Here is a 24,301-nt window from a genome sequence, read left to right on the forward strand (position 1 = left end):
ATGCGATGCACCGTGTTCGGGACGGGCTATCTGGGTGCCACCCATGCCGTCGGGATGGCGGAACTGGGACACGACGTCGTCGGGGTCGATATCGACCCGGGTAAAGTCGCCAAGCTCGCCGGGGGCGACATTCCGTTCTACGAACCCGGTCTGCGCAAGCTGCTGATCGACAATCTCGCCGCGGGACGTCTTCGGTTCACCACCGATTACGACGTGGCGGCCGAGTTCGCCGATGTGCATTTCCTCGGGGTTGGCACGCCACAAAAGAAGGGTGGATACGGTGCCGACTTGCGCTATGTCCACGCTGTCATCGACGCGCTGGTGCCTCGGTTGACGAGTTCATCGATACTCGTCGGCAAGTCGACGGTCCCGGTGGGCACCGCAGCCGAGTTGGGCCGGCGGGCCGCTGCCCTGGCAACCCGGGGAGTCGACATCGAAATTGCCTGGAATCCGGAGTTTCTGCGTGAAGGCTTCGCGGTGCACGACACCTTGAAGCCGGACCGCATTGTGCTTGGCGTACAGCAGGATTCGGTGCGCGCCGAGGCGGCTGTTCGCGAGCTGTACGCGCCGCTGCTGGGTGCTGGTGTGCCATTCTTGGTGACCGATCTGCAGACCGCGGAGTTGGTGAAGGTGTCTGCTAATGCGTTTCTGGCAACCAAGATTTCGTTCATCAACGCGGTCTCCGAGGTGTGCGAAGCCGCCGGTGCCGACGTCGCCCTGCTCGCCGATGCGCTCGGATACGATTCGCGGATTGGACGCCAATGTCTCAATGCGGGTTTGGGATTCGGCGGTGGTTGTCTGCCCAAGGACATCCGCGCCTTTATGGCCCGCGCCGGGGAGCTGGGAGCCAATCAGGCGCTGACGTTTCTGCGTGAAGTGGACAGCATCAACATGCGCCGACGCACCCGGATGGTCGAGCTGGCCACCACCGCTTGCGGTGGCTCGCTGCTCGGGGCCAACATCGCCGTGCTCGGCGCGGCGTTTAAACCCGGATCCGACGATGTGCGCGACTCGCCCGCGCTCAACGTCGCGGGTCAGCTGCAGCTCAACGGTGGCGCGGTGAACGTGTACGACCCCAAGGCCCTGGACAACGCGCGTCGCCAATTCCCCACGCTGAACTACGCGGTTTCCGTGGTGGAGGCCTGCGAGGATGCGGATGCGGTCTTGGTGCTGACCGAGTGGCCGGAGTTTATCGACCTCGACCCCGCCGACTTAGCCGACCACGTGCGGGCCCGGGTCATCGTCGACGGCCGTAATTGCCTGGACGTCGCCCGTTGGCAGCAGGCAGGTTGGCGGGTATTCAGGCTCGGCGCGCGTCGGCCCTCGTGACGCGGCCGGCATCGAGGGCTCGTTGCCGAGGGGGTCACGCAACACTGTCCCACTGCTCGTCGGCGACATCGGCGATGCAGTGGTAGGCGATCACCGGAGTCCCAGGGTTAGCCACGCCGCCGTTGACGTTGAGGCAGGGACCGAGGGCATTGGGCACAAAACATGCTGTCCGCTGCTGCTGGATAACGCCAGCGGCCAGTCGCGGCGGTTCAATCGGTTGTGACCGCCGGGTAACCTGGCCAGGTGGACTACGCGGCCGCATTCCTCGAGCAGAACCGCGCCTTTTCGAACCTTATCCGTGATGCCGACGAATCCAGCCCGGTGCCGACGTGCCCGGGTTGGAGCCTTAGGCAACTGGTCCGCCACGTCGGCCGCGGTGACCGCTGGGCCGCGCAGATCGTCAGGGAACGACTCGACCACTTCCTCGATCCCCACAGCGTCGAAGGTGGCAAGCCGCCACCGGATCCCGCCGATGCCGTCTCCTGGCTGCACGGTGGCGCGCAGCGGTTGGTCGAGGCCGTCGAGCAGTCTGGTGCGCAAACACCGGTATGGACATTCCTCGGGCCGCGCCCGGCGAATTGGTGGATCCGGCGTCGGCTACATGAGGTCGCAGTGCACCGGGCCGACGCCGCTCTCACGGTCGGGGGTGGCTTCACCCTGCCACCCGTGGTGGCGGCTGACGGGATCACCGAATGGCTGGAGCGTATCGCGATTCAGGCCGGGAGCGACGGGGCAGCACTGCCGCTTGAGGCAGGCAACGTCCTGCACTTACACGCCACCGATCCCGATCTGGGTGAATCCGGCGAATGGACGATCGGTGTTTCTGAAGCCGGGATCACCTGGTCGCACCAGCACGGCAAGGGCACCGTGGCGCTACGCGGTGGCGCCACCGAGCTGTTGCTGGCGATGGTGCGCCGAGTTTCCGTTGCCGCTACCAGTATCGAGATCTACGGCGACGACGTCGTGTGGCAAAACTGGCTGGACCGCACGCCGCTTTAGCGTCGGCCGACGATGTTGGATGCTCAGCCCACACGGTAGTTTGCAGACCATGACCACATCGGAGATCGCCACCGTTTTGGCGTGGCACGACGCCCTCAACGTCGCGGACCTCGAGACCCTGGTGGTCTTGTCCAGCGACGACATCGACATCGGCGACGCGCACGGAGCCGCCCAGGGCCACGCGGCGCTGCGCCGGTGGGCCACGTCCGTCAAGACCACGGCGGAGCTGGGCCGGATGTACGTGCGCCAGGGCGTCGTCGTCGTCGAACAGAAGATCAGCAGTCCGGAAGACTCCGGCGCCATCACCACCGCCGCATCGGCCTTTCGGGTGGTCCACGATCACGTGACGTCGGTGTTCCGGCACGAGGACCTGGCATCGGCGCTAGCAGCCACCGACCTCACCGAAGCTGACTTCGTCAATTAGCGGTCGATAGAAAGCGTTAGGAGCCACCCATGCGGGGGATTATCTTGGCCGGCGGCTCGGGCACACGGCTGTACCCAATCACGATGGGCATCAGCAAGCAGCTGCTGCCGGTCTACGACAAACCGATGATCTACTATCCGCTGTCCACGCTGATGATGGCCGGCATCCGCGACATCCTGGTGATCACCACCGCTCACGACGCACCCGGGTTTCAGCGGCTCTTAGGCGACGGCATGCAATTTGGCGTCAACATCAGCTACGCGACACAGGATCACCCCGACGGTCTGGCGCAGGCATTCGTCATTGGTGCTCATCACATCGGCACCGACACAGTGGCATTGGTGTTGGGGGACAATATTTTCTACGGCCCCGGGCTGGGGACCAGTCTGAGCCGTTTCCAATCTGTCAGCGGCGGAGCCATTTTCGCCTACTGGGTGGCCAATCCGTCGGCCTACGGTGTCGTCGAGTTTGGCGCCGACGGCATAGCGCTCTCGTTAGAGGAGAAACCCGCCACACCGAAATCTCAGTACGCAGTGCCGGGCTTGTATTTCTATGACAATGACGTGGTCGAAATTGCCCGGGGCTTAACCAAATCGGCGCGGGGCGAGTATGAGATCACTGAGGTCAATCAGACCTACCTCAACCAGGGCCGGCTGGCGGTCGAGGTGCTGGCTCGCGGGACGGCGTGGCTTGACACCGGGACTTTCGACTCGCTGCTGGACGCCAGCGACTTTGTCCGCACACTGGAACGTCGGCAGGGCTTGAAGGTCAGCATTCCTGAGGAAGTGGCGTGGCGGATGGGCTGGATCGACGACGAACAACTCGCCCTGCGCGCGCACAGCTTGGCTAAGTCGGGGTATGGCCGTTACCTGTCGGAACTGTTGGAACGGCGTTGATTTCGGCCACGCACCGAAATTGCAACCTCTGCGCATCCGCTCGGCGTGTCGCTGCAACAGTTTAAGTGTCGCGGTCGTCAATCCGACCATCTTATGGTCGATCGCTTGCGTTAGTGGACGCCGTCCCCGGCGCAGCTCTTATTGCCGGTAGCTGACCAGGAAGTTACCCAGCCGGTCGATCGCGGCCGCCAAGTCACGAGACCATGGCAGCGTCACCAAGCGCAGATGATCCGGTGCCGGCCAATTGAATCCGCTGCCCTGGGTGACCAGGATCTTCTCCTGTAGCAGCAGATCAAGGACCAGTTGCTCGTCGTCGACGATGTCATAGACTTCCGGGTCCAGCCGGGGAAAGACATACAGCGCACCCGCGGGTTTGACGCATGACACCCCCGGGATCTCGTTGAGTTTGGCCCAGGCGACGTCGCGCTGCTCGAGCAGCCGGCCGCCCGGAAGCACCAGATCTTCGATGCTCTGGTGGCCACCGAGGGCTACCTGGATCGCGTGCTGCGCAGGCACATTCGGGCACAACCGCATATTCGCCAGCAGGTTGATCCCCTCGATGAAGCTACTAGCATGATCCTTGGGTCCGGTGATCGCCAACCAGCCGGCCCGGTACCCGGCGACCCGGTAGGCCTTCGACAGACCGTTGAAGGTAAGGCACAGCAGATCAGGCGCAATCGAGGCCACGCTGATGTGCTTGGCGTCGTCGTACAGGATCTTGTCGTAGATCTCGTCGGCAAGCAGCAGCAGCTGATGCCTACGCGCCAGATCGACCATCTGGGTAAGGATTTCGCGGCTATAGACGGCGCCGGTCGGGTTGTTGGGGTTGATCACGACCAGCGCTTTGGTGCGCTCGGTGATTTTCGATTCCACGTCGGCGATATCTGGCTGCCAGCCTTGGGTTTCGTCGCAGAGGTAATGCACAGGTGTGCCACCGGCCAGCGAGGTCGACGCCGTCCACAGCGGGTAGTCCGGCGAGGGGATCAACACCTGATCACCGTTGTCTAACAGGGCCTGCAGCGTCATCGTGATCAGCTCGGAGACACCGTTGCCGAGATAGACGTCATCGACATCGAATCGGGGGAACCCGTCGACCAGCTCGTAGCGGGTAACCACCGCACGACGGGCGGGCAGGATGCCCTGGGAGTCGGAGTACCCCTGCGCGTACGGCAACGCCTGGATCATGTCGCGCATGATCACGTCGGGTGCCTCGAACCCGAACGGCGCTGGGTTACCGATATTGAGTTTGAGGATGCGGTGGCCTTCGGCTTCTAACCGTGCGGCATGTTGGTGCACCGGGCCACGGATTTCGTAGAGGACGTCCTGGAGCTTGGACGACTGCGCGAAGGCACGCTGCCGGTGATGGCCAGGGGTATGCACGGGCAGCTGGTGAGCAGTCACGTCACTCATGGTGCCATTGTTGTCCAACGCAATTTGCTGATAGGCGTCTGGCGCAAGCTGGAACCGTTGCATGCAACATGCGTTTCATGCAACATGGACGGTATGAGTGGCACATCGACACGGCGAGGCAGCGAATACCGCCAACGCATGCGCGAACGCGGATACCGCCCAGTCCAAATGTGGGTGCCTGACGTCCGGTCGCCACGGTTCGCCGAAGAGGCACACCGGGTAGCATTAGCCCTGGCCGAAGCCGACCGGCACAGCGATGACATGGACTTTGTTGAGGCGATCTCCGACGATCTGGCCCCACTGGATGACGACGAGTGAACCGTGGCGAGCTCTGGACCGTTTCGGGGGGCGTCTATGCGGCCAAGCCTCGTCCGGCGATCATTGTTCAGGACGACCTGTTCACCGCAACGGAATCGGTCGTCGTCATCCCGCTGACCACGACAGCGGTGGCTGGCGTGGCAATAGCGCGAATCGCGGTCCCGACGACAACTGGCATCGCCGAGCCCAGCTTCGCCATGGTCGACAAGATCACGACAGTCCGCCGTTCAAACCTCGGAGCGCGGGTCGGTCGCGTGTCCACCACGCTCATGGCAGACATCGAACGGTCGCTCATGGTGTTCCTTGGCTTGGCCTCCTGAGGATTGCTCGTCACATCATGCCCGACTGACTGCCGTCCTGACACCGTCAAATCGGTCGTCAGCGCTTGCCCGGCGGTCGTGCGCTCCGTGCGATGCCCAGCCCTTTGGCGGGCGCGGTCGGCGGAGCCGGGTCGCCATCGGCGTGGTCGGACGGCTCCGGTTCCGGCTCGGCGGGCCTGGCAGCTTCGGCTGGGGCAGGGCTCTTTTTCGCGCCGGGTCGCTTGGCGCCGGCGGCCATCCCGAGCCCCTTGGCGGGCGCCGCGGGCGACTGGGCTTGCGGTGCCGCCTTTTTGGCGCCGGGCTTTTTGGCGCCGCCGGCGATGCCCAGTCCCTTGGCCGGCGCGGCGGGTGGCGCGGCCTGAGTCACCTGCTGCGGCGCCGGTGTCTCAGCGGGTGCCTCGGTGGGCTCTTTCGCGGGTGCGGTCGGGGCAGCCGCGGCAGCCTTGGGACCCGCTTTGGAACCAGCCTTGGCGGCCGCTTTGGCGGCCGTGCCCTTCGCCGGCAGCGTCGCCTTGTCGTAGTCGAGCGAGCCGAGCAGCACCTGGGCCACATCAAGCACCTCAGGAAGAGGCCGGTCGCTGCCGGCTTCTTCTTGCCGGTCATTGACACCGTCGGTGACCATCACTCGGCAGAACGGGCAGGCGGTCGCGATGGTGGCGGCGTTGGTGGCCAGCGCCTCGTCGACGCGTTCGTGGTTGATCCGCTTGCCGATGTGCTCTTCCATCCACATCCGCGCGCCGCCCGCGCCGCAGCAGAAGCTGCGCTCGGCGTGCCGAGGCATCTCGGTGAGGTTGGCTCCCGCAGCCCCGATCAGCTCGCGCGGTGCCTCGTACACCTTGTTGTGCCGGCCCAGATAGCACGGGTCGTGATAGGTGATGTCTTGAGACACCGGGGTGACCGGGACCAGCTTTTTGTCGCGCACCAGCCGGTTGAGCAACTGGGTGTGGTGCAGCACAGTGTAGTTGGCGCCCAGCTGCCGATATTCCTTGCCGATGGTGTTGAAGCAGTGCGGGCAGCTGACGACGATCTTGCGGTCGACGGTCTCTACCCCCTCGAACAGCCCGTCCAAGGTCTCGACGGCCTGAGCGGCTAGCTGCTGGAACAGGAACTCGTTGCCCGAGCGGCGCGCGGAGTCGCCGTTGCAGCTTTCGCCGGTGCCCAGCACCAGGTACTTCACCCCGGCGATGGCCAGCAGTTCGGCGACGGCTTTGGTGGTCTTTTTGGCTTTGTCGTCATAGGCGCCGGCGCAGCCGACCCAGAACAGGTATTCGTAGCCGTCGAAGCTGTCAACGTCCTGCCCGTAGACCGGGACGTCGAAATCGACCTCGTCGATCCAGTTGGTCCGATCGCCGGCGTTCTGCCCCCACGGGTTGCCCTTAGTTTCTAGGTTCTTGAACAACGTGGACAGCTCGGAGGGAAACTCCGACTCCATCATCACTTGGTAGCGCCGCATATCAATAATGTGATCAACGTGCTCAATATCAACTGGGCACTGCTCGACGCAGGCGCCGCAGCTCACGCATGACCACAGCACGTCGGGATCGATGACTCCGCCCTGTTCGGCAGTGCCGACCAACGGGCGGGCCGCCTGCTCGGGCCCGTGTCCGGGCACCCGGCCGAACCCGGATTCCGGCACATGGTGGCCCTCCTGTGCGGTGGTCTCCAGGTCGAGACCCTGCAGCGCGTCGGCAGGTTTCTCCCCCAGGATGTAGGGCGCCTTGGCCATCCAGTGGTCGCGCAGGTCCATGATGACGAGCTTGGGCGACAAGGGTTTGCCGGTATTCCAGGCCGGACACTGCGACTGGCAGCGCCCGCACTCGGTGCAGGTGGCGAAGTCGAGCATGGCCTTCCAAGTGAAATCCTCGATCTTGCCGCGACCGAAAACCGCGTCCTCGCTAGGATCTTCGAAGTTGATCGGCTCACCGCCCGATTCCATCGGCAGCAGTGGGCCCAGCCCGTCGGGCAGCCGCTTGAAGGTGACGTTGATCGGCGCCAGGAAGATGTGCAGGTGCTTGGAGTGCAGCACAATCAGCAGGAAGGCCAGCATGACGCCGATGTGCAGCATCAGCGCAACGGTCTCGATGATCTCGTTGGCGCCCTGACCCAACGGATGCAGCAGGGCGGCCATGGCGTGCGAGAAGAAGGCGCCGCCGCCGTAAGGGAACTCGTCGCCGAGCGCATTGACCGACGCCCCGCGGAAAATGGCATACGTCCAGATGACGTTGAAGATCATGAACAGGATCAGCCACGCACCGCCGGTGTGTGAGCCGTAGAAGCGGGACTTGCGGCCGTATTCCTTTGGCTTGCTGCGCATGCGGATGATCGCGAACGTGACGATGCCGGTCAGCACGGCCAGTGCAAAGAAGTCCTGCAGAAAGCCCAGCGCGTTCCAGCGGCCGATGATCGGGAGGTGGAAATTCGGCTGGAACAGCACGCCGTAGGCCTCGATGTAGACCGTAAGCAAGATGAAGAAGCCCCACATGGTGAAGAAGTGCGCCAAACCTGGCAGTGACCACCGCAACAGCCGTCGTTGTCCGAAAACCTCGGCGATTTGCGTCCAGATGCGGGTGCCTAGCTCGTCGGTGCGCCCGCTGGCCGGTTGGCCGGACATGATCAGCTTGTACAGCCACAAGACGCGCCGTGCCGCGAACAGCAGTACGACCGCGGTCATGCTCAGGCCCAGCACCATTCTGATCAGCGTCTGCGTGGTCACAGAAGGTATCTCCCATGCATAGTTACTTCGGCATTACTGCACCGGACCAGTCGATCTCAGTAGCAGGCAATGTCAGTACGGGCGCCGTTGTTGCTTGCTTTGGCCTGCTCATAGTGACATCTGTGCAAGTTTCAACGCGAGAAAGGCAACCCTAAGTTGCCCATTATGGTGGCGACTTCGCGTCGGTGCTTATCGAGCATAGGCGCGGGGAGTTTGACGGGTCCAACGTTGCATGTGCGTTAGCGCCTAAACGGGGGCTCAAAGAGTGGTTCACGCCGGGTGGGCCGGATGGGCGTTTCCGATGTTGTTGGTTGCGAGGTCGTCGGCGGCGGTGCAGTGGTCGTCACCGGTGACGACGTGGTCGGAGTGGTCGTTGCCGGCTGGCTGGTGGTCGTGGTTATGGTCGTGGCCGGTGTGGTTGTCGTCGTTGTAGCGGGCTGGCTAGATGTTGTGGTCGCTGGCCCGCTCGTGCTGGTGATGGTGGTGGGCGGCGGCGGGATCACCGTCACGGTAGGGCTGTTGTTCGGCCCGGTCATGGTCACGGTCTGCGACGGCGGCGGTGGTGCTGGTTCGGTGGTCGTGGGAATGGCGGGCTTGTTTTTGCCGTGGCCCACGTTCACCGCCAGCAACACGGCTGCCAGCACGGCTGCGCCCGCGGCCCCCACCCCGAAGATCAGGACCGTGCGTTTGTACCACGGCAGCGGTGCGGTTTCGGCCGCATAGCGCTGGTCGTCTGGATAGCCGAATCCCGTTGTCTCCCTGTTATACTCGTCGGCGACATCGGGGCCTGTGTAGGGTATCGGTTCGTCTACGTTAGCGGCTTCCTGTGACCAAGCCAGGGCTCGGTACGTAGCCGATTTGTCGTCGCCAGCGGTCTGGGCGGCCCATGCCGATGGGCTCATCTCGGTTGGCGGGGCGACCAAGTCGGTGGGCGCGTCGATGCCGCCGACCATGGTGGTCGGCATGCCCGATAACGATTGCTGCTGACCGAGCACCGCCGCACCGATGGCGGCGCTGAGCGCGGGCTGCGATGTAGTCAAGATGGGCACCTGCAAGCGCTCCGCCAATCGTGCGGTCAGCAGCGGGATGCTTGCGCCACCGCCGACGGTCGCGGCGGCGGCCAGGTTGCCTCGCGGAATCCCGTTGCGCTGCAACGTCTCTTCGACGGTGCTGATGAAGTGGTCCAGTGGCCCAGCGACAAGTTGCTCAAACTCTGTGCGAGACAGCCGAATATCGGTGTTGGGTCCCAATGATCCGGCACGAATGGTGGTCGCTGCGGCCGCAGACAACTCTTCCTTGGCGCGCCGACATTCGACCAGCAGGCTGGTCAGCGACCCCATGCGTGCGGTGCTGGCGAGCTCGGTGGTGTTGGCATCCGGGCCGCCCGCCCGCAGCCACGTCAGGATGAGCTGATCGATCGCGTCACCGGAGAGCTCGGCGGTGCGGACCGTGTGACCGATCTGCTGAAAGTTGGACCCGGCATTCGATCCCACGTTGACCAAAGTGACGCTGGCGCCGCTAGCGCCAACGTCGCACAAAGCGACAACGCCGTCTGTCGGGAATCCCGGTTTGGCGTACAGCGCTGCGAGCGCGGCCTTAGCGTCGGAGATCATCAGGGCAGGCGCGCCGTCGGACGCCAGGGCTGGCTGGGCGACCAACGCCTCACGCAGCGCCATGAACTGACCGTCGGACCAATAGGCGGGGATCGCTATAGCGACCGGTGTCCCGCGCCCGACGGTGCGCGCCAATGCATCGAGCGCCGCTACCGTCGCCGCTTCGCCGAGGTACTTCGTCCCGTCGGCCGCCACCAACGGAGCCCGGTCCCCGACCCGTTCGACAAATCCCCGCAACGCCAGTCCGGGCTCTGTCAGGCTCGGGTTTTCCTCCGGCAGACCGACTTCGGCGGGCCGATGATCGAACAGTGTCAAAACGGATCTGCGGCTCACCGGCGCGTTGCCTACCCGGGCCGCGACCAGGTTGGCCGCCCCGATCGACAAGCCGAGTGACTCGCTCACATCCGGTACCCCTGTGTTCGTTGTTTGCTGGTGGTCGGCGTGGTGTGCTACGGCTGCCGATCGTATCGGCCAGGGCCCGGTGCCAGTCCCGGCCGCGCGGGCGGCTACCGATCGGCGGCTAAACCTTGATCTGGCCGCGACGTGTGCGACTAGCCCATGTCGGTGAGGCCAGGCGGCAGGGTAATCACCGTCGGCACCTCAGGAATAGTGATGACCGACGGTAGCGGCGGCAGATGTGGCCGCCGAGGCAGCTGATGCGTGGGTTGCTGGGTTGGGGGCTGTGGGCGGTGGATCGGATGGTGGGTATCCGCCCCGGCCGACGTTCGCGTACTGCGTCGGCTGGTTGTGAAATCGTCCGGTGGGCCGTAGCGTGCCACCGCACCGATGGTACTGACACCACCTGTCAACTGCCGCTGTGCGGTTAGCCGAGCGGAAACAGCCGACGCGCCTCAGCTGCGAACTTCGGCGCCGTAGCGGCTAACGCGTCGAGAAGCTGGTGTGCGGTGAAGGATGGGTTCGTCCAAGCGGCCATGAGCCGACAAAGGGCTATATGGGTGGCATATTCATAGAGGTCAATCTGGTCGAGCAGAAGTCGTCGGGGTGGGATACCTCGATGTTGTATGGTTCGACGGCTTCAGTTGGAAAGCCCGTGTGATCGGTGGTGACGATGACTTCGGCACGTTCCCTGACCGCTGCAGCGAGCACATGGCGGTCCTTTTCATTGTTCCGCATCGCGTCGATGAGCTCCTGGTACCCGGTGACTTCGGCGTCAATGAAGTGTTGCCGCATCGTATTGAGCCGCTTATCAGCAAATTCCGCTGCCACACCGAGCTTTTCGACCATGGTGCGACGTGTCTCAATTAAGGTGTCATGCGACCAGAGGGGCCGATAGATGCCTTCATTAGCTAGCCGCAGCAGCACATCAACGAGTGGATAGCGAGCGAGCACACAAGCGTCCAACACCACTGGAAACGCCATACCCGCTTACCTCCTACTGCGCCTTGAGGATTGCGGTGATTTCGCCGGCCGAGTCCCGGGTTAGCTCGTCTAGGGCGGCGTGCCGGTTGGCCCGCGTCTTCTCCTGGTACTCCAGTAGCGCATCGAGGCTGACCTTGCGATGCCGACCTGGCTTCTCAAACGGAATACGGCCTTCTTCGAGGAGTTTGACCAGCGTCGGACGGGAGATGTTTAACAAGTCGGCTGCCTCCTGGGTGGTCAGCTTCTGCTGTCGCGGTACGAGAGTGATGGCCCTGCCGTGCGCCATCGCATTCACCACGTTGAACAGTGCCTCACGCACCGGCTCGGGCAGGACAAGCGGACGGCCATTAATGCCGCATACGGAAACCTGCTCACACGCGAGTGCCTCAACTAGCGGCGTGAGGTCTCTAGGCTCCTCGGGTGGTAGCACGGTCCGTTCTTCAACGGTAAGCATGGCGGACATACGCCCAGGTTAAAACGAAAGAAACGAAAAGTCGAGAACTGGGCCTGACTGGCACGCACAGCGCGCGGAGTTGTTTGATGACGATCTGCGCGACGTTGCCGACAGCCTGGAGGCCGACATCAAGTACGCCGCTACGGTCCTATTGCGGTCCCAACCGGCGACGTGACCCGTGCCGCCTAGAACGTGTCGACCTTGTCGATGCTGACGAACATGCCATGTCCAGTGCGATTGTTCGTGAACCGGGTGCCATCCGCAGTCGCGTCGATCGTCCAGCCCTGCGCGGCGTAGATCTTGTAGTCGATGGTGACGGTGGGGATGGCCCCGAGGTTGCCCAGCACCCACTGCACGGATCCGTTCGCGGTGACGTTGACGCCGTTGGCGTGCTCGCCATCCTGCATAGGGGAGTGGGTGAAAGGTGCCTCGCACCCGACGCTGGTGGTGCTGATCTGGCAGCGCGTCACTCCGGACTTGGTTTCGATAAAGACATAACCGTTCTGGTCGGGCGGGAGCGGGATCGCGCCGGCCGGGCCTGCCGGTGCGCTGGGTGGGGCCGCGTTAGGGCTTCTGGTGGTCGGTGGCGTCGACCTGGGTGTGGGGAAGGACGGTTCAGTTGGTCCCGTTCCCGGCACGGCGACCGGCTTGCCCTCGATGATGGCGACCGGCTTGCCCTCGATGATGGAGCTGCAGCCGTCGATCAGCATAGGACTGGCCAGCACGGCGGCGAGCAGCAGCGAGCCACCGGCCAGACTCCGCCGTGTCTTTTGCGAAAACCGCACGCGCTACTCCCCAAAATTTTGAGACACCGGCAGTCAGGTTACGCATGAGGTGACGCAAGTTACTGCGGTGACGCCTTTTTGGAACGGCGCCGATGACAAAGTGTTACCGCTGCGGCACGGACCCAGCCGTCATCGCTGCGGCGCGATGAGCCGCAGCGACGATGCCTTGATAACCGGTGTGCCGGCAGAAGTTCCCGGACAGGCCGGCGCGTATCTGGTCGTCGGTGGGGGCAGGATTGTCACGCAGCAATGCGGTCAGTGACATCACGACACCCGGCGTGCAGAAGCCGCATTGCAGCCCGTGGCATTCCCACAACGCCGACTGCACCGCTGACAAGGTGCCGTCGGGCGACAGCGTATCTGAGCGGTCGGTCGACTGTGACGACCTCGCCAGCGGACGCGATATCGACCGGCCGCGGGACGAACCAACGTGATGTCAATTCACTTTCGGCTCATAGGAATTGGCGGTAAGAGCAGCCACGACGTGGCCGAACATGGTCTGCTTGATGGCGCCCAGGGTGCCGGGGTCCTTGCCGCCGAGCGGACGAAGCAGGTCGACTGCCGCGGCGGTCACGGCATCCTCGGCCGCCGTGCTGTCGACAATTCCGAGGCCGGCGGCTTCGCCGCCGCCGAACCGGCGCCCGGTGGTCATCGAAGCGGTCGCTGCCTGGGGAGCAAGTTTGGCTTGGATCAGCGCGGCCATGCCGGGCGTGAACGGGACGCGGATGTCCACTTCGGGAAAGCAGAAGTAGCCGCGGTCAGCGCGCATAACCCGAAAATCGTGAGCCATGGCCAACATTGCCCCGGCACCGAACGCGTGGCCAACAACGGCCGCTGCAGTAGGAATGGGCAGCGTGAGGAGGCGAGCCAGGAGTCCCTGCACCCGGCCGACATACCAGTGAGTCTGGTCACCGTGTGCGGACAGCCAGTCCAGGTCCAGCCCATTGGAATAGAACTTGCCCAGCGCCGTCGTCACCAAGCCGCTGGCACCGCTGGCGATGATCTCATCGAGGCAGGAGTTGATTTCGTCGAGAAAGACAGGTGTGAACCGGTTTTCGTCATCGCCAAGTTCAAAGATGGCGATCTTTTCATCGTAGTTCAGGCCGATGGTCATCGGGTTCTTCCTTTCTGCTGTTGGTCACTGTGCGGTGGTGGTCCGACCTCGAGAACCGCGCGTACCGCTGCATGGAGATGCTCTCGTGCCGTCGTGTTGCCCAGCCGGTCACGGCGTAGCAGGATCGCTGTCGGCAGATCGACGATGCATGTCGTGATCGTGTCGACGGCACCGGCGTCTTTGCGGTCCCAGACGGTGACCGCGAGCCGAATCATCAAACCGACCAGTAATGCGTCGAGATCGCGGAGCTCAACTTCGATCTCGTTGGGCAGGCCCGGTTTGAGCAGTTCTTCCCGGCGCACCGTCAGTAGCAGTCGGGAGGAGTCTGGATACTGCTCGGCAAAGACGACCGGTGCATCGGCGGCAGCCACCACAGCCTCGACTCCGGCCCGCCGTCCCGACGTCGACAGGGCCTGATCAACCAATGCGGTTTGCGTCTCCAGGAATCGGTGTCCCGCCCGCAGCCATACCCGACCCATCAGCGCCGCACGCGACGCGAACGTGTGATAGACGGCGCCATTGGAGACGCCGATCGCCGCGCTAATCGCACGGATGGTCACCGCGGCCGGCCCAGACGCGACAGCCAACGACTCGGCGGCATCTAGAACCCGATCCGGGTCATGCACACGGGGACGAGGCATCGCGCCCCACAGTAACAGAGCGACTGCTCTAGTATCGGTGCACCATTGACGCCGCCACGATGGCGTAGGCAAGAGAGCGCTGTCGCTAGCTCAACCTTCGATGATCACTGTGCCCGACGCGCCGGGCTGACCGTGGGTCCCGGTAGCGCCGTGAGCGCCGGCCGCACCGCCCGCAGCGGTAGCGGTGCTGGTGCCGGGCGTGCCAAAGAGTATCCCGCCGTGTCCGCCTGCGGCGCCGGCCCCGCCGTTACCGCCGTCCCCGCCGGCGCCGCCCGATCCGCCGGTCCCGCCGGTCCCGGGGTCGCCAAGGATGATGTTGTTTCCAGCGGCTTTGTGGGCAAGAACGCCGCTGCCTGCGGAGCCGCCGTCGCCGCCCGCACCGCCAGCGCCTCCGGCACCGCCCGCGGCTCCCGCGCCGCCGGCGCCGGCATTGCCGCCGTTGCCGAACAGCGCTGAGGTGCTGCCGCCAGTGCCACCCGCGCCACCGTTGCCCCCAGTACCACCGTGACCCGTCGCGTTGCCGCCGGCGCCACCGGAGTCAGCGAGATTGTTGCCGCCGGCGCCGGTGACACCCTTGTTGACGTTGCTGCTGCCCAGAATCTGCACGTCACCGCCGCCACCGCCGGTGCCGCCCGCCCCAGCGGCGCCGCCGGCCCCGCCCACACCGCCGGCCCCGCCCACACCGCCAGCGCCGCCGTTGCCGAATAGCAGCGCCGAGGAGGCAGCACCGGCCCCGCCGTCCCCGCCGGCGCCGCCGTTACCACCATTACTTGACGTGTTGCCGCCGTCCCCGCCGGCGCCGCCGCTGCCGCCGATAGCGGTGCTGTTGCTGCTGTTGCCGGTGAGCGTCGCGGTGCCGCCGTGGCCGCCGAAGCCGCCCGCACCCCCGGCGGTACCCGTGCCGCCGGCTCCTCCTGTGCCGCCGGCTCCGCCAGCGCCGCCGTTACCGAATAACAGCGAGGAGGCGCCGCCGGCCCCACCGGCACCTCCAGCGCCGCCGTAGCCAGCGTTACCTGACGCGTCGCCGCCGCTGCCGCCGTTGCCGCCGGCGCCGGCCTGCGCTAGGGCACCGACGCCCTTGGACAGCGAAACCGAGGTGCCAGGATTACCCGCGCCGCCGCCATCTGCGGGGCCTGCTACGCCGCCCGCCCCGCCAGTGCCGCCGGCGCCGCCGGCACCACCGTTGCCTGCCAGCAGGCCGGCGGCGCCGCCGTGACCGCCGACACCGCCGGCGCTACCGTCGCCGCCAGAAAGAATGCTGCCTGTCGCGTTGCTGCCCGGGGCGCCATCGCTGCCGATGACTGAAGCGGCACCGCCCGAGGCGGGGGGCGGCGGCGTTACCGTACCGCTGCCGCCGTCCTGACCGGCGACTAGCGCACCGGACGCAGACGCTGCGGGGCTGACGGTGGGGGCAACATTGTCTGCCCCGGCTAGCCCCGTTCCGCCGATCCCTCCTGCCCCGCCGTCGCCGATAAGCCAGGTGCTGCCGCCGATGCCGCCCGCACCCCCGATGCCGCCGTTGATGCTGGCCACTCCGACTCCACCGAGGCCGCCGGCGCCGCCGTTGCCCGCGATCCACCCGCCGGCGCCGCCGGCTCCACCGGCCGCGCCGGGCCCGCCTTGGCCGCCAGCGCCGCCCTGGCCGAACAGCCCCGCGGCACCGCCCGCGCCACCGGCCACTCCGGTGGCCGTGCTCGCACCACCGGCTCCGCCGTTGCCGAATAGCAGCCCCCCGGCCTGTCCAGGTTGGCCCACTCCGTTGACGGTTCCGCCGTCGGCGCCAGGGCCAATCAGCGGGCGATTCAGCAGCAACTCGGTGGGCGCATTGATCACGCCCAGCAGATCTTGCTCGAGGGTCTGCAAGGGCGACACATTGGCGGCTTCCGCACTCGCATACGTGTTCGCACCCGCATTCAAGGCCTGCACAAACTGGTTATGAAATGCCGCCGCCTGGGCGCTGAGCTTCTGATACGCCTGGGCGTGCGCACCGAACAGCGCCGCGATGGCTGCCGACACCTCATCGGCACCCGCGGCCAGCATCCCGATCGTGGGAGCAGCCGCGGTGGCGTTGGCCGCGCTGACTGTCGAACCGATATTCGCTAAATCCGCCGCTGCGGCTGCCACCATCTCCGGAGTTGCGATCACAAACGACATCAGATACCTCCCAGTTCATGACGGCGCGGACATCGCGGTGCCATCACGGGGAATAATCGGCAGCTCCGCAATAATAGGTGAGCATGCTGCACAAAGTTGCGTGTTGCGTTAATTCCGCCAAAGTTCCCTGATTCGCCGCCTGGCGGGGTCGAACCGGCTCACCGCGACACGGCCTCGGCACCTCATGTCGGCAGTCGGGGCAGGTGTCGGCTGGAACTATTGACGACTAGAGCTTCTGCAATCGTGCGTCGGTTGGTAACTGTCGCTAAGGAGTCGGATGCCTAGCCAAAGTTTCAACGCCGAGTCCCGGTGAAATGACCACTTATCGCAATGTTACGAGTCCAGAACATCCGATTTATCGCATGCCGCCGACAGCTAGCTGGAAATCCGACGAGCTGACGAAATTGCGACACCTTAACCAGCTGGGAACAAAACCGCGAAGCTGGGGCGTTGACCCAGCGACAAGTTGAGTGGGATAGACTCAAGCCTGAGTTGACAGCACCGCGGCTACAGGCGCAGGCTTGAGCCGGGTTCACTCAGCATAGTGCACGACAAAAGCTCTACTACTCAGGAGGAATCACCATGGCTCGTGCGGTCGGCATCGACCTCGGGACCACTAACTCCGTCGTCTCCATTCTGGAGGGTGGCGACCCCGTCGTCGTTGCCAACTCCGAGGGGTCGAGGACCACTCCGTCAATTGTCGCGTTCGCGCGTAACGGCGAGGTGCTCGTCGGCCAGCCCGCCAAAAACCAGGCGGTTACCAACGTCGACCGCACCATCCGGTCGGTCAAGCGGCACATGGGCAGTGACTGGTCCATCGAGATCGACGGCAAGAAATACACCGCGCAGGAGATCAGCGCCCGCGTTCTGATGAAGCTGAAGCGCGACGCCGAGGCCTACCTCGGTGAGGACATCACCGACGCGGTCATCACCACCCCCGCCTACTTCAATGACGCCCAGCGCCAGGCCACCAAGGAAGCCGGCCAGATCGCCGGCTTGAACGTACTGCGGATCGTCAACGAACCGACCGCCGCGGCGCTGGCCTACGGCCTGGACAAGGGTGAGCACGAACAGACCATCCTGGTGTTCGATCTGGGTGGTGGCACCTTCGATGTCTCGTTGCTCGAAATTGGCGAGGGCGTGGTCGAGGTGCGTGCCACCAGTGGTGACAACCACCTCGGTGGCGACGACTGGGACGACCGTATCGTCAACTGGCTCGTCGATAAGTTCAAGGGCACCAGCGGTATTGACCTGACCAAGGACAAGATGGCCATGCAGCGGCTGCGTGAGGCCGCCGAGAAGGCCAAGATCGAGCTCAGCTCGAGCCAGAGCACCTCGATTAACCTGCCCTACATCACCGTCGACGCGGACAAGAACCCGCTGTTCCTCGACGAGCAGCTGACCCGCGCTGAATTCCAGCGCATCACACAGGATCTGCTGGACCGCACCCGTCAGCCGTTCCAGTCGGTGATTAAGGACGCCAGTATCTCGGTTTCTGAGATCGATCACGTCGTGCTGGTGGGCGGTTCGACCCGGATGCCCGCGGTGACCGATCTGGTCAAGGAACTTACCGGTGGCAAGGAGCCCAATAAGGGTGTCAACCCCGACGAGGTCGTGGCCGTTGGCGCCGCGTTGCAGGCCGGTGTCCTCAAGGGTGAGGTGAAAGACGTTCTGCTGCTCGATGTTACGCCGCTGAGCCTGGGTATCGAGACCAAGGGCGGTGTGATGACCAAGCTCATCGAGCGCAACACCACGATCCCCACCAAGCGCTCGGAGACCTTCACCACCGCCGACGACAACCAGCCGTCGGTGCAGATCCAGGTGTACCAGGGTGAGCGCGAAATCGCCTCGCACAACAAACTGCTCGGCTCCTTCGAGCTGACCGGTATTCCGCCGGCTCCGCGTGGTGTCCCGCAGATCGAGGTCACCTTCGACATCGACGCCAACGGCATCGTGCACGTCACGGCCAAGGACAAGGGCACCGGCAAGGAGAACACGATCAAAATCCAGGAAGGCTCCGGCTTGTCCAAGGAGGAGATCGACCGGATGATCAAAGACGCCGAGGCGCACGCCGAGGAGGACCGCAAGCGTCGCGAGGAGGCCGACGTCCGCAACCAGGCCGAGACGCTGGTGTACCAGACGGAGAAATTCGTCAAGGAACAACGGGAAGCCGAAGGTGGTTCGAAGGTTCCCGAAGACACCCTGAACAAGGTGGATGCCGCTGTGGCAGAAGCCAAGACGGCGCTCGGCGGTACCGACATCGCCGCGATCAAGTCGGCGATGGAGAAGCTGGGCCAGGAGTCTCAGGCGCTGGGGCAGGCGATCTATGAGGCCACTCAGGCCGCGTCGCCGGCCGGCGACGCGGCCTCCTCGCCCGGCGGATCGAGGTCTGCTGACGATGTGGTGGACGCGGAGGTGGTCGACGACGACCGGGAGTCCAAGTGACCCAAGGAAATCAAAACGCGGATAGCAATCCACACGAACAGGTGACGGTCACCGACAAACGGCGGATCGATCCCGAGACTGGCGAAGTGCGGCACATCCCTCCCGGCGACATGCCGGGAGGGAGCGAGCCGGCTGGCCTGGCGGACCAGAGCGCCGACACGACCGACACGACGATCGACAAAGTTGCTGAGCTGACTAGCGATCTGCAACGGGTACAGGCCGACTTCGCCAACTACCGTAAGCGAGCGCTGCGCGATCAGCAGGCGGCTGCGGATCGCGCCAAGGCCACCGTTATCAGCCAACTGCTGGGCGTGCTCGACGATCTCGATCGGGCACGCAAGCACGGCGATCTGGACTCGGGTCCGCTGAAGTCGGTCGCCGACAAGCTGATGAGCGCATTGACCGGGCTCGGGCTGGTGGCGTTTGGTGCCGAGGGCGAAGACTTCGACCCGGTGCTGCACGAAGCCGTGCAGCATGAGGGCGACGGTGGGCAAGGCTCTAAGCCGGTGATCGGTGACGTCCTACGGCACGGCTACAAACTGGGCGAGCAAGTGCTGCGGCACGCCCTGGTCGGGGTGGTCGACACGATGGCCGCCGACGGTGCCGAGACGGTCGCCACCGCTGAACCCGTCGACGGCACTGCCGAAACCGAGCAAGCCGACCCGGACGATAACGCGACACCGCAGGTGAATAGGGCCCAGAATCAAGACAATTAGTAGAGGAATTAGTACAACACAAAGAGGACGGTGAGGGGGTGACGCGATATGGCCCAGCGTGAATGGGTCGAAAAGGACTTCTACAAGGAGCTAGGCGTCTCCTCTGACGCCAGTCCCGAAGAGATTAAACGCGCCTATCGGAAGTTGGCGCGCGACCTACATCCCGACGCGAACCCCGACAATCCCGCCGCCGGCGAACGGTTCAAGGCGGTGTCGGAGGCGCACAACGTGTTGTCGGATCCGGTCAAGCGCAAAGAGTACGACGAAACTCGCCGGCTGTTCGCCGGTGGCGGGTTAGGTGGTCGTCGGTTCGACGGTAGCTTCGGCGGCTTTGGAATGGGCGGCGACGGGGCCGAGTTCAACCTCAACGATTTGTTCGATGCTGCCAGTCGAACCGGCGGCACCAACATCGGTGACCTGTTCGGTGGCTTGTTCGGACGCGGCGCCAGCACCCGCCCCAGTCGGCCGCGACGCGGCAACGACCTGGAGACCGAGACGGACTTGGATTTCGTCGAGGCGGCCCAAGGCGTAGCGATGCCGCTGCGGCTGACCAGCCCGGCGCCGTGCACTAACTGCCATGGCAGCGGTGCGCGGCCGGGCACCAGTCCGAAAGTGTGCCCCAATTGCAGCGGCTCCGGCGTGATCAACCGTAACCAGGGCGCGTTCGGCTTCTCCGAGCCCTGCACCGAATGTCGGGGCAGTGGGTCGATCATCGAGCACCCTTGCGACGAGTGCAAAGGCACCGGCGTCACCACCCGTACCCGCACCATCAATGTGCGGATCCCGCCCGGTGTCGAAGACGGACAACGGATCCGGCTGGCAGGGCAGGGCGAGGCCGGGTTGCGCGGTGCCCCGTCGGGTGATCTGTATGTGACCGTGCATGTGCGGCCAGACAAGATCTTTGGTCGAGACGGCGACGACCTCACCGTGACCATTCCGGTTAGCTTCACCGAACTGGCTTTGGGCTCAACGCTTTCCGTGCCCACACTGGACGGAACCGTCGGCGTCCGGGTGCCTAAAGGTACCGCCGATGGCCGTATCCTGCGGGTGCGAGGACGCGGTGTACCTAAACGCAGCGGTGGCCATGGGGACTTACTTGTCACCGTTAAAGTGGCGGTCCCGCCGAACTTGGAAGGTGCCGCGCAACAGGCGCTGGAGGCCTATGCGGCCGCCGAGCGGTCAAGTGGGTTTAACCCGCGGGCGGGATGGGCAGGTAATCGGTGATGGCTAGAAACTCTCGAGACCCCAGAAAGCAAGAATCCCGGACGTTCTTGATCTCGGTGGCTGCCGAGCTGGCCGGCATGCATGCGCAGACCTTGCGCACCTACGATCGGCTCGGGCTGGTCAGCCCGAGCCGGACTTCCGGTGGTGGGCGTCGTTATTCGCAGCATGACGTCGAGCTGCTGCGCCAGGTACAGCGACTCTCGCAGGACGAGGGGGTTAACCTCGCTGGCATCAAGCGCATCATCGAGCTGACCAATCAGGTTGATGCGCTGCAGTTGAAGCTGCAGGAATTGACCGATGAGTTGGTGGTGTTGCGTGCCAACCAGCGCCGCGATCTCGCGGTGGTACCCAAGAGCACAGCGCTGGTCCTCTGGCAGCCGCGAAAGCCGCGCTAGGCGGGCGGCGCCGGGGCACTCGCGGGCTGTTGGGCGCCGACGGTGATGCGGGCCAACCGGGCTAGGTCACCTACCCGCGAATCGAGAACTGCTCAGCTAGCGTGACAACGGATCGTGCTGAATGCGTTCTGGCGGAGCGCCTTTGGCGATCAGAGCGGCCTTGGTCGCGCGCACCATGGCCGGTCCGCCGCAGATCAGGATCTGTCGGTCGCCCCAACCGCCGTATTTGGTCACCACGTCAGGGAGCCGGCCGGTTTGGTGCACATGCAGGCCACGCGGCGCCGAGACGTCGGGGTAATCGGCGGCCCAGGACGGGTCTTGGCGGTACTCCGATACTGGTGAGACCGCCAGCCACGGACAGTGCGCGGCGACCTGCCATAGCGTGCGCAGGTCGTAGAGCTCGCAGCGGTAGCGTGCGCCGACGAACAGGTGGACCCGTGGGTTCACGGCGAAGCGGCTGAGGTCCACAATCAGCGCCCGCAGCGGTGCCAGACCGGTGCTGCCGGCCACCATCAGCACGTCCCCGCCGTCGCGATCGACCCGCATTGCGCCGTGCGGACTGGACAACCGCCACCGGTCGCCGGGCCGAGTTTCGCCGACGATGGCGGTGCTGACCAAGCCGCCGGGGACCACACGGACATGGAACTCGATCGCGCCGTCTGAGGCAGCAGGAATGGCGGGGCTGAGGTATCGCCAACGGCGCGGGCATTGCGGAATGTGGACGTTGACGTACTGGCCGGGGTAATAGTGCATTGGCCGGTCTAGTCGCAGCCGAACGACTGCGAGATCCCGTGACACCCGAATGTGTTCAGTGACCGTTGCGTCCCACCAGGCGGGTCCCTCGTCGGCGTCAGCGGCGCCGCTCATTACCCCGGTGATCAGGTTGAGTGACTGACTGAGCGCGTCGTGGACGGCATCGGTCCACGCTTCGCCCAGACGAGTGCGCAACGTGGTGTACAGAGCGCGGCGCAATGTCTCGTAATGGCTTGGCAGCACACCATATTTGCGGTGGTCGCGGCCAAGCTGGGCAAGAAAGGTCACCGGCTCTTCCGCACGCTGGGCAGCCAGCTCGCTGTATACCCAGTGCAGTGCGTGGGCGAAAGTTGCTCGCTGGCCATCCATTTCAGGCGGGAACAGGTCGCGTACCGAGGCGTCGAGGGCAAACCAGTGAGTATAGAACTTCCGGACGAGTTCGTTGGTTTCGTTTGCCCGGTCCAGGTCCTCCTGCGCGAAGACGTCGCGTAACACGCGTAATGCATCCCTGTTGTCTAAGCTCACGGACCTCGATTCTAAGCCCGCCGCAACGCCGGCCAGCAGCGGATTTACGCAGCTGCTAGGGCAGCACGGTGTGCATCAACACGACGTCGTACGCCGACCACAGCGACAGATTGAAGTACAGGTCTCGACCCGACGACCAGGGATGGATCATCGGCGCGTAGATGCCGCCAGGCATCTGGAACGACGACACCAGCGGCTGCTCTGGACTCCATGGTCCTTGCGGCGCCGGCGCTGTTCGCGCCACAACGTCGTTGCTGCCGCCGTTGCTGTAGAGCACGAGATATTGCTGCAGATAGCTGTTGTATTGGGCTGACATTTCGCCCACCGGACCCGGGAACACCGGCGTCGCCGCTCCTGGATTGTTGGGGACCCAGTGTCCGCCGCCGTCGCCGTTCCAGTATTCGTACTTGGTGAGGTCCGGCACAAAGTTCTGTGGAACTCGGGAGAGGTGCGCCGCACCGCTGCGTCCGGACGGGGTGCCGAACGAGTAGAGATAACCGTCGTTACCCCGCATGAACGCCCCCATCTGGAAGTTTTCGTTTCCCGGAACGAAGTTGGTCCCGGGGATGGCGTCCGGCGAGGCGGCGCGGATGGTGCCCGGGTAGATCCCCCAACTTTGGCCATTGTCGAGCGATCGTGCGAGTGCCGAGTAGTTCGTTGTCCATTCGCCGTCGCGGCCCCATTTCCTGATGGACATGTAGTTCATGTATTGGGTCTTCCCGATGGAGATGGCGGCTGTCGGAATGATTCCCGTCTCGTGCGGCGCCCGATGGATGGTGTTGACGACCTGCTTAGCGAGGCCGGTTGTCCACACCGGTGAGCCGGAGTACTTGTCGTTAGGCACGCCGTCGGCAACGTGGATTCCGTGCGACAGATCGTGGTCTGAACTGCGGAACAAGATGTTGTATCGCCATTGCTGGCCTTTGACGCTGCAATAGCCAAAGCTGTCGCCAAAAGCCATCAGGACCTGAGGTCTGGCGGGATCGCCATTGTCCCAAGGGATCCCGAGGTCGGTCCCGGAGATGCCGAAACGTTGGAGCGTTTTGTTTGGGCTGTTGGGTCCGGTCACCCATTCGACGAGCGACGTCGGTGCCCCCGCGATGGAGGCAGGAGGTGGTGGTCCCGGCTCCGGCCGGGGTGCCGGCGGCTGGACTGGAAGTGCGTTAGGAACAAGCTGGCCGGCATTCGGGGGCTGTCCCGGGACAACAGGGTTGGGTCCGGGCGGCACTACCTCTGCTTGAGGGTGTAGCGGCGCGGCGTACCGAGTATTCGGAGCAGCCGGTTTGAACAACGACGCGATTAGCGGCCCCAGCTTGGGCAGCGGCGCATGGTCGTTCGCGTTGGACGGCCGGCGCCCAGTCGGTGGTTCGACGATCGGTGCCGGCGCGGGCATCGCTGGGGGTGCCGCCGGTGGCGGGACGTTGGCTTCGGGCGCGCTACATGGCGTGGCGCTAGCCGGTGGCGCGAAGCCCACCGCGACTACGAGTCCGGCCGCGGCCGCTGACGCAGCGACTACCGTAATGATTCGACGAAACGCCGACATGGCATACCTTCCCCGGGGCAGGACGTCACGGTGACGCCCGCGATTGGCTGATGTGACGATAGTGGCCTGTGTGATGTTTGTGATCAGTGATGTTCTGATGGGTATGCATCCGTGACCGTGTCGCGACCCAGATAGTCACCGCACCCGTGA

General features: G+C 64.6%; 23 protein-coding genes and 1 pseudogene. 10 read left to right on the plus strand and 14 right to left on the minus strand.

Going from position 1 to position 24,301, the window contains the following annotated elements; all coding sequences use genetic code 11:
* On the plus strand, nt 1–1,329 hold the full coding sequence (locus B586_RS01895) for a UDP-glucose dehydrogenase family protein (RefSeq protein WP_047316860.1): 1,329 nt from the start codon (nt 1–3) through the stop codon (nt 1,327–1,329).
* 34 nt (nt 1,330–1,363) lie between these two features.
* Here the strand turns inward: B586_RS01895 and B586_RS22385 are convergent, their stop codons facing one another.
* Entirely contained in the window at nt 1,364–1,486 is a 123-nt protein-coding gene (locus B586_RS22385; protein WP_257720471.1) for a hypothetical protein, read from the minus strand.
* Nucleotides 1,487–1,572: 86 nt separating this feature from the next.
* Here B586_RS22385 and B586_RS01900 point away from each other — a divergent pair, with 86 nt between their 5' ends.
* The 3 genes from B586_RS01900 to rfbA are packed head-to-tail and all read left to right on the plus strand — an operon-like array spanning nt 1,573 to nt 3,648.
* Nucleotides 1,573–2,328 carry a maleylpyruvate isomerase family mycothiol-dependent enzyme gene (locus tag B586_RS01900; RefSeq protein WP_054878857.1) on the plus strand — a complete coding sequence of 252 codons (756 nt, stop codon included), beginning with the start codon at nt 1,573–1,575 and terminating at the stop codon, nt 2,326–2,328.
* A 49-nt stretch (nt 2,329–2,377) separates the two neighbouring features.
* Nucleotides 2,378–2,752, plus strand: coding sequence for a hypothetical protein (locus tag B586_RS01905; RefSeq protein ID WP_047316869.1), 375 nt, complete (start codon nt 2,378–2,380; stop codon nt 2,750–2,752).
* 29 nt (nt 2,753–2,781) lie between these two features.
* Nucleotides 2,782–3,648: a glucose-1-phosphate thymidylyltransferase RfbA gene (gene rfbA / locus B586_RS01910; RefSeq protein WP_047316862.1), complete on the plus strand. Its 867-nt coding sequence runs from the start codon at nt 2,782–2,784 to the stop codon at nt 3,646–3,648.
* A gap of 138 nt (nt 3,649–3,786) precedes the next feature.
* On the opposite strand, the gene B586_RS01915 is transcribed toward rfbA, so the two are convergent.
* Nucleotides 3,787–5,076, minus strand: a complete 1,290-nt coding sequence (locus B586_RS01915) for a pyridoxal phosphate-dependent aminotransferase (protein WP_047316870.1) — start codon at nt 5,074–5,076, stop codon at nt 3,787–3,789.
* A 75-nt stretch (nt 5,077–5,151) separates the two neighbouring features.
* On the opposite strand from B586_RS01915, the gene B586_RS01920 reads away from it, so the two are divergent.
* Together B586_RS01920 and B586_RS01925 are read left to right on the plus strand one after the other, a co-directional pair.
* Nucleotides 5,152–5,376, plus strand: coding sequence for an antitoxin MazE family protein (locus B586_RS01920; protein ID WP_047316871.1), 225 nt, complete (start codon nt 5,152–5,154; stop codon nt 5,374–5,376).
* A complete protein-coding gene (locus B586_RS01925; protein WP_047316863.1) occupies nt 5,373–5,696 on the plus strand; it encodes a type II toxin-antitoxin system PemK/MazF family toxin in 324 nt (107 codons plus the stop codon). The genes B586_RS01920 and B586_RS01925 overlap by 4 nt, the downstream gene beginning before the upstream one ends.
* 58 nt (nt 5,697–5,754) lie before the next feature.
* On the opposite strand, the gene B586_RS01930 is transcribed toward B586_RS01925, so the two are convergent.
* From B586_RS01930 to B586_RS01970, 10 genes and pseudogenes are all read right to left on the minus strand, one after another.
* Complete coding sequence (locus B586_RS01930; RefSeq protein WP_054878856.1) at nt 5,755–8,409, minus strand: (Fe-S)-binding protein; 2,655 nt, start codon at nt 8,407–8,409, stop codon at nt 5,755–5,757.
* A 239-nt stretch (nt 8,410–8,648) separates the two neighbouring features.
* The gene (locus tag B586_RS01935; protein ID WP_054878855.1) at nt 8,649–10,424 is read right to left on the minus strand and encodes an Hsp70 family protein; all 1,776 of its coding nucleotides are present in this window, start codon (nt 10,422–10,424) and stop codon (nt 8,649–8,651) included.
* A gap of 421 nt (nt 10,425–10,845) precedes the next feature.
* A complete protein-coding gene (locus tag B586_RS22895; RefSeq protein ID WP_470364202.1) occupies nt 10,846–10,956 on the minus strand; it encodes a VapC50 family PIN domain-containing toxin in 111 nt (36 codons plus the stop codon).
* A 14-nt stretch (nt 10,957–10,970) separates the two neighbouring features.
* On the minus strand, nt 10,971–11,402 hold the full coding sequence (locus tag B586_RS19770; RefSeq protein WP_211141559.1) for a PIN domain-containing protein: 432 nt from the start codon (nt 11,400–11,402) through the stop codon (nt 10,971–10,973).
* A gap of 13 nt (nt 11,403–11,415) precedes the next feature.
* Nucleotides 11,416–11,865, minus strand: coding sequence for a helix-turn-helix domain-containing protein (locus tag B586_RS01945; protein ID WP_047316866.1), 450 nt, complete (start codon nt 11,863–11,865; stop codon nt 11,416–11,418).
* A 176-nt stretch (nt 11,866–12,041) separates the two neighbouring features.
* Nucleotides 12,042–12,641, minus strand: coding sequence for a hypothetical protein (locus B586_RS01950; protein ID WP_054878854.1), 600 nt, complete (start codon nt 12,639–12,641; stop codon nt 12,042–12,044).
* 103 nt (nt 12,642–12,744) lie between these two features.
* A pseudogene (locus B586_RS01955) lies at nt 12,745–12,993 on the minus strand ((2Fe-2S)-binding protein); the annotation flags it as partial.
* Between the two features lie 84 nt (nt 12,994–13,077).
* On the minus strand, nt 13,078–13,755 hold the full coding sequence (locus B586_RS01960) for an enoyl-CoA hydratase-related protein (RefSeq protein WP_047316868.1): 678 nt from the start codon (nt 13,753–13,755) through the stop codon (nt 13,078–13,080).
* On the minus strand, nt 13,752–14,396 hold the full coding sequence (locus B586_RS01965; protein ID WP_054878853.1) for a TetR/AcrR family transcriptional regulator: 645 nt from the start codon (nt 14,394–14,396) through the stop codon (nt 13,752–13,754). The genes B586_RS01960 and B586_RS01965 overlap by 4 nt, the downstream gene beginning before the upstream one ends.
* A gap of 90 nt (nt 14,397–14,486) precedes the next feature.
* Nucleotides 14,487–16,550: a PE family protein gene (locus B586_RS01970; protein WP_054878852.1), complete on the minus strand. Its 2,064-nt coding sequence runs from the start codon at nt 16,548–16,550 to the stop codon at nt 14,487–14,489.
* 582 nt (nt 16,551–17,132) lie between these two features.
* On the opposite strand from B586_RS01970, the gene dnaK reads away from it, so the two are divergent.
* Genes dnaK through B586_RS01990 form a run of 4 tightly spaced genes read left to right on the plus strand, consistent with a single transcriptional unit; the run spans nt 17,133 to nt 21,330 of the window.
* Complete coding sequence (gene dnaK / locus B586_RS01975; RefSeq protein WP_047313771.1) at nt 17,133–18,995, plus strand: molecular chaperone DnaK; 1,863 nt, start codon at nt 17,133–17,135, stop codon at nt 18,993–18,995.
* The gene (grpE, locus tag B586_RS01980; RefSeq protein ID WP_047313770.1) at nt 18,992–19,711 is read left to right on the plus strand and encodes a nucleotide exchange factor GrpE; all 720 of its coding nucleotides are present in this window, start codon (nt 18,992–18,994) and stop codon (nt 19,709–19,711) included. The genes dnaK and grpE overlap by 4 nt, the downstream gene beginning before the upstream one ends.
* 48 nt (nt 19,712–19,759) lie before the next feature.
* Complete coding sequence (gene dnaJ / locus B586_RS01985; protein WP_047313769.1) at nt 19,760–20,935, plus strand: molecular chaperone DnaJ; 1,176 nt, start codon at nt 19,760–19,762, stop codon at nt 20,933–20,935.
* Nucleotides 20,935–21,330: a heat shock protein transcriptional repressor HspR gene (locus B586_RS01990; protein ID WP_047313768.1), complete on the plus strand. Its 396-nt coding sequence runs from the start codon at nt 20,935–20,937 to the stop codon at nt 21,328–21,330. The genes dnaJ and B586_RS01990 overlap by 1 nt, the downstream gene beginning before the upstream one ends.
* Before the next feature lie 96 nt (nt 21,331–21,426).
* Here the strand turns inward: B586_RS01990 and B586_RS01995 are convergent, their stop codons facing one another.
* Nucleotides 21,427–22,608, minus strand: coding sequence for an FAD-binding oxidoreductase (locus B586_RS01995; protein WP_054878851.1), 1,182 nt, complete (start codon nt 22,606–22,608; stop codon nt 21,427–21,429).
* 55 nt (nt 22,609–22,663) lie between these two features.
* Complete coding sequence (locus B586_RS02000) at nt 22,664–24,151, minus strand: DUF4185 domain-containing protein (protein WP_082607479.1); 1,488 nt, start codon at nt 24,149–24,151, stop codon at nt 22,664–22,666.
* Nucleotides 24,152–24,301: the final 150 nt, after the last annotated feature.

This window comes from Mycobacterium haemophilum DSM 44634 (assembly GCF_000340435.2).
Taxonomy (GTDB): domain Bacteria; phylum Actinomycetota; class Actinomycetes; order Mycobacteriales; family Mycobacteriaceae; genus Mycobacterium; species Mycobacterium haemophilum.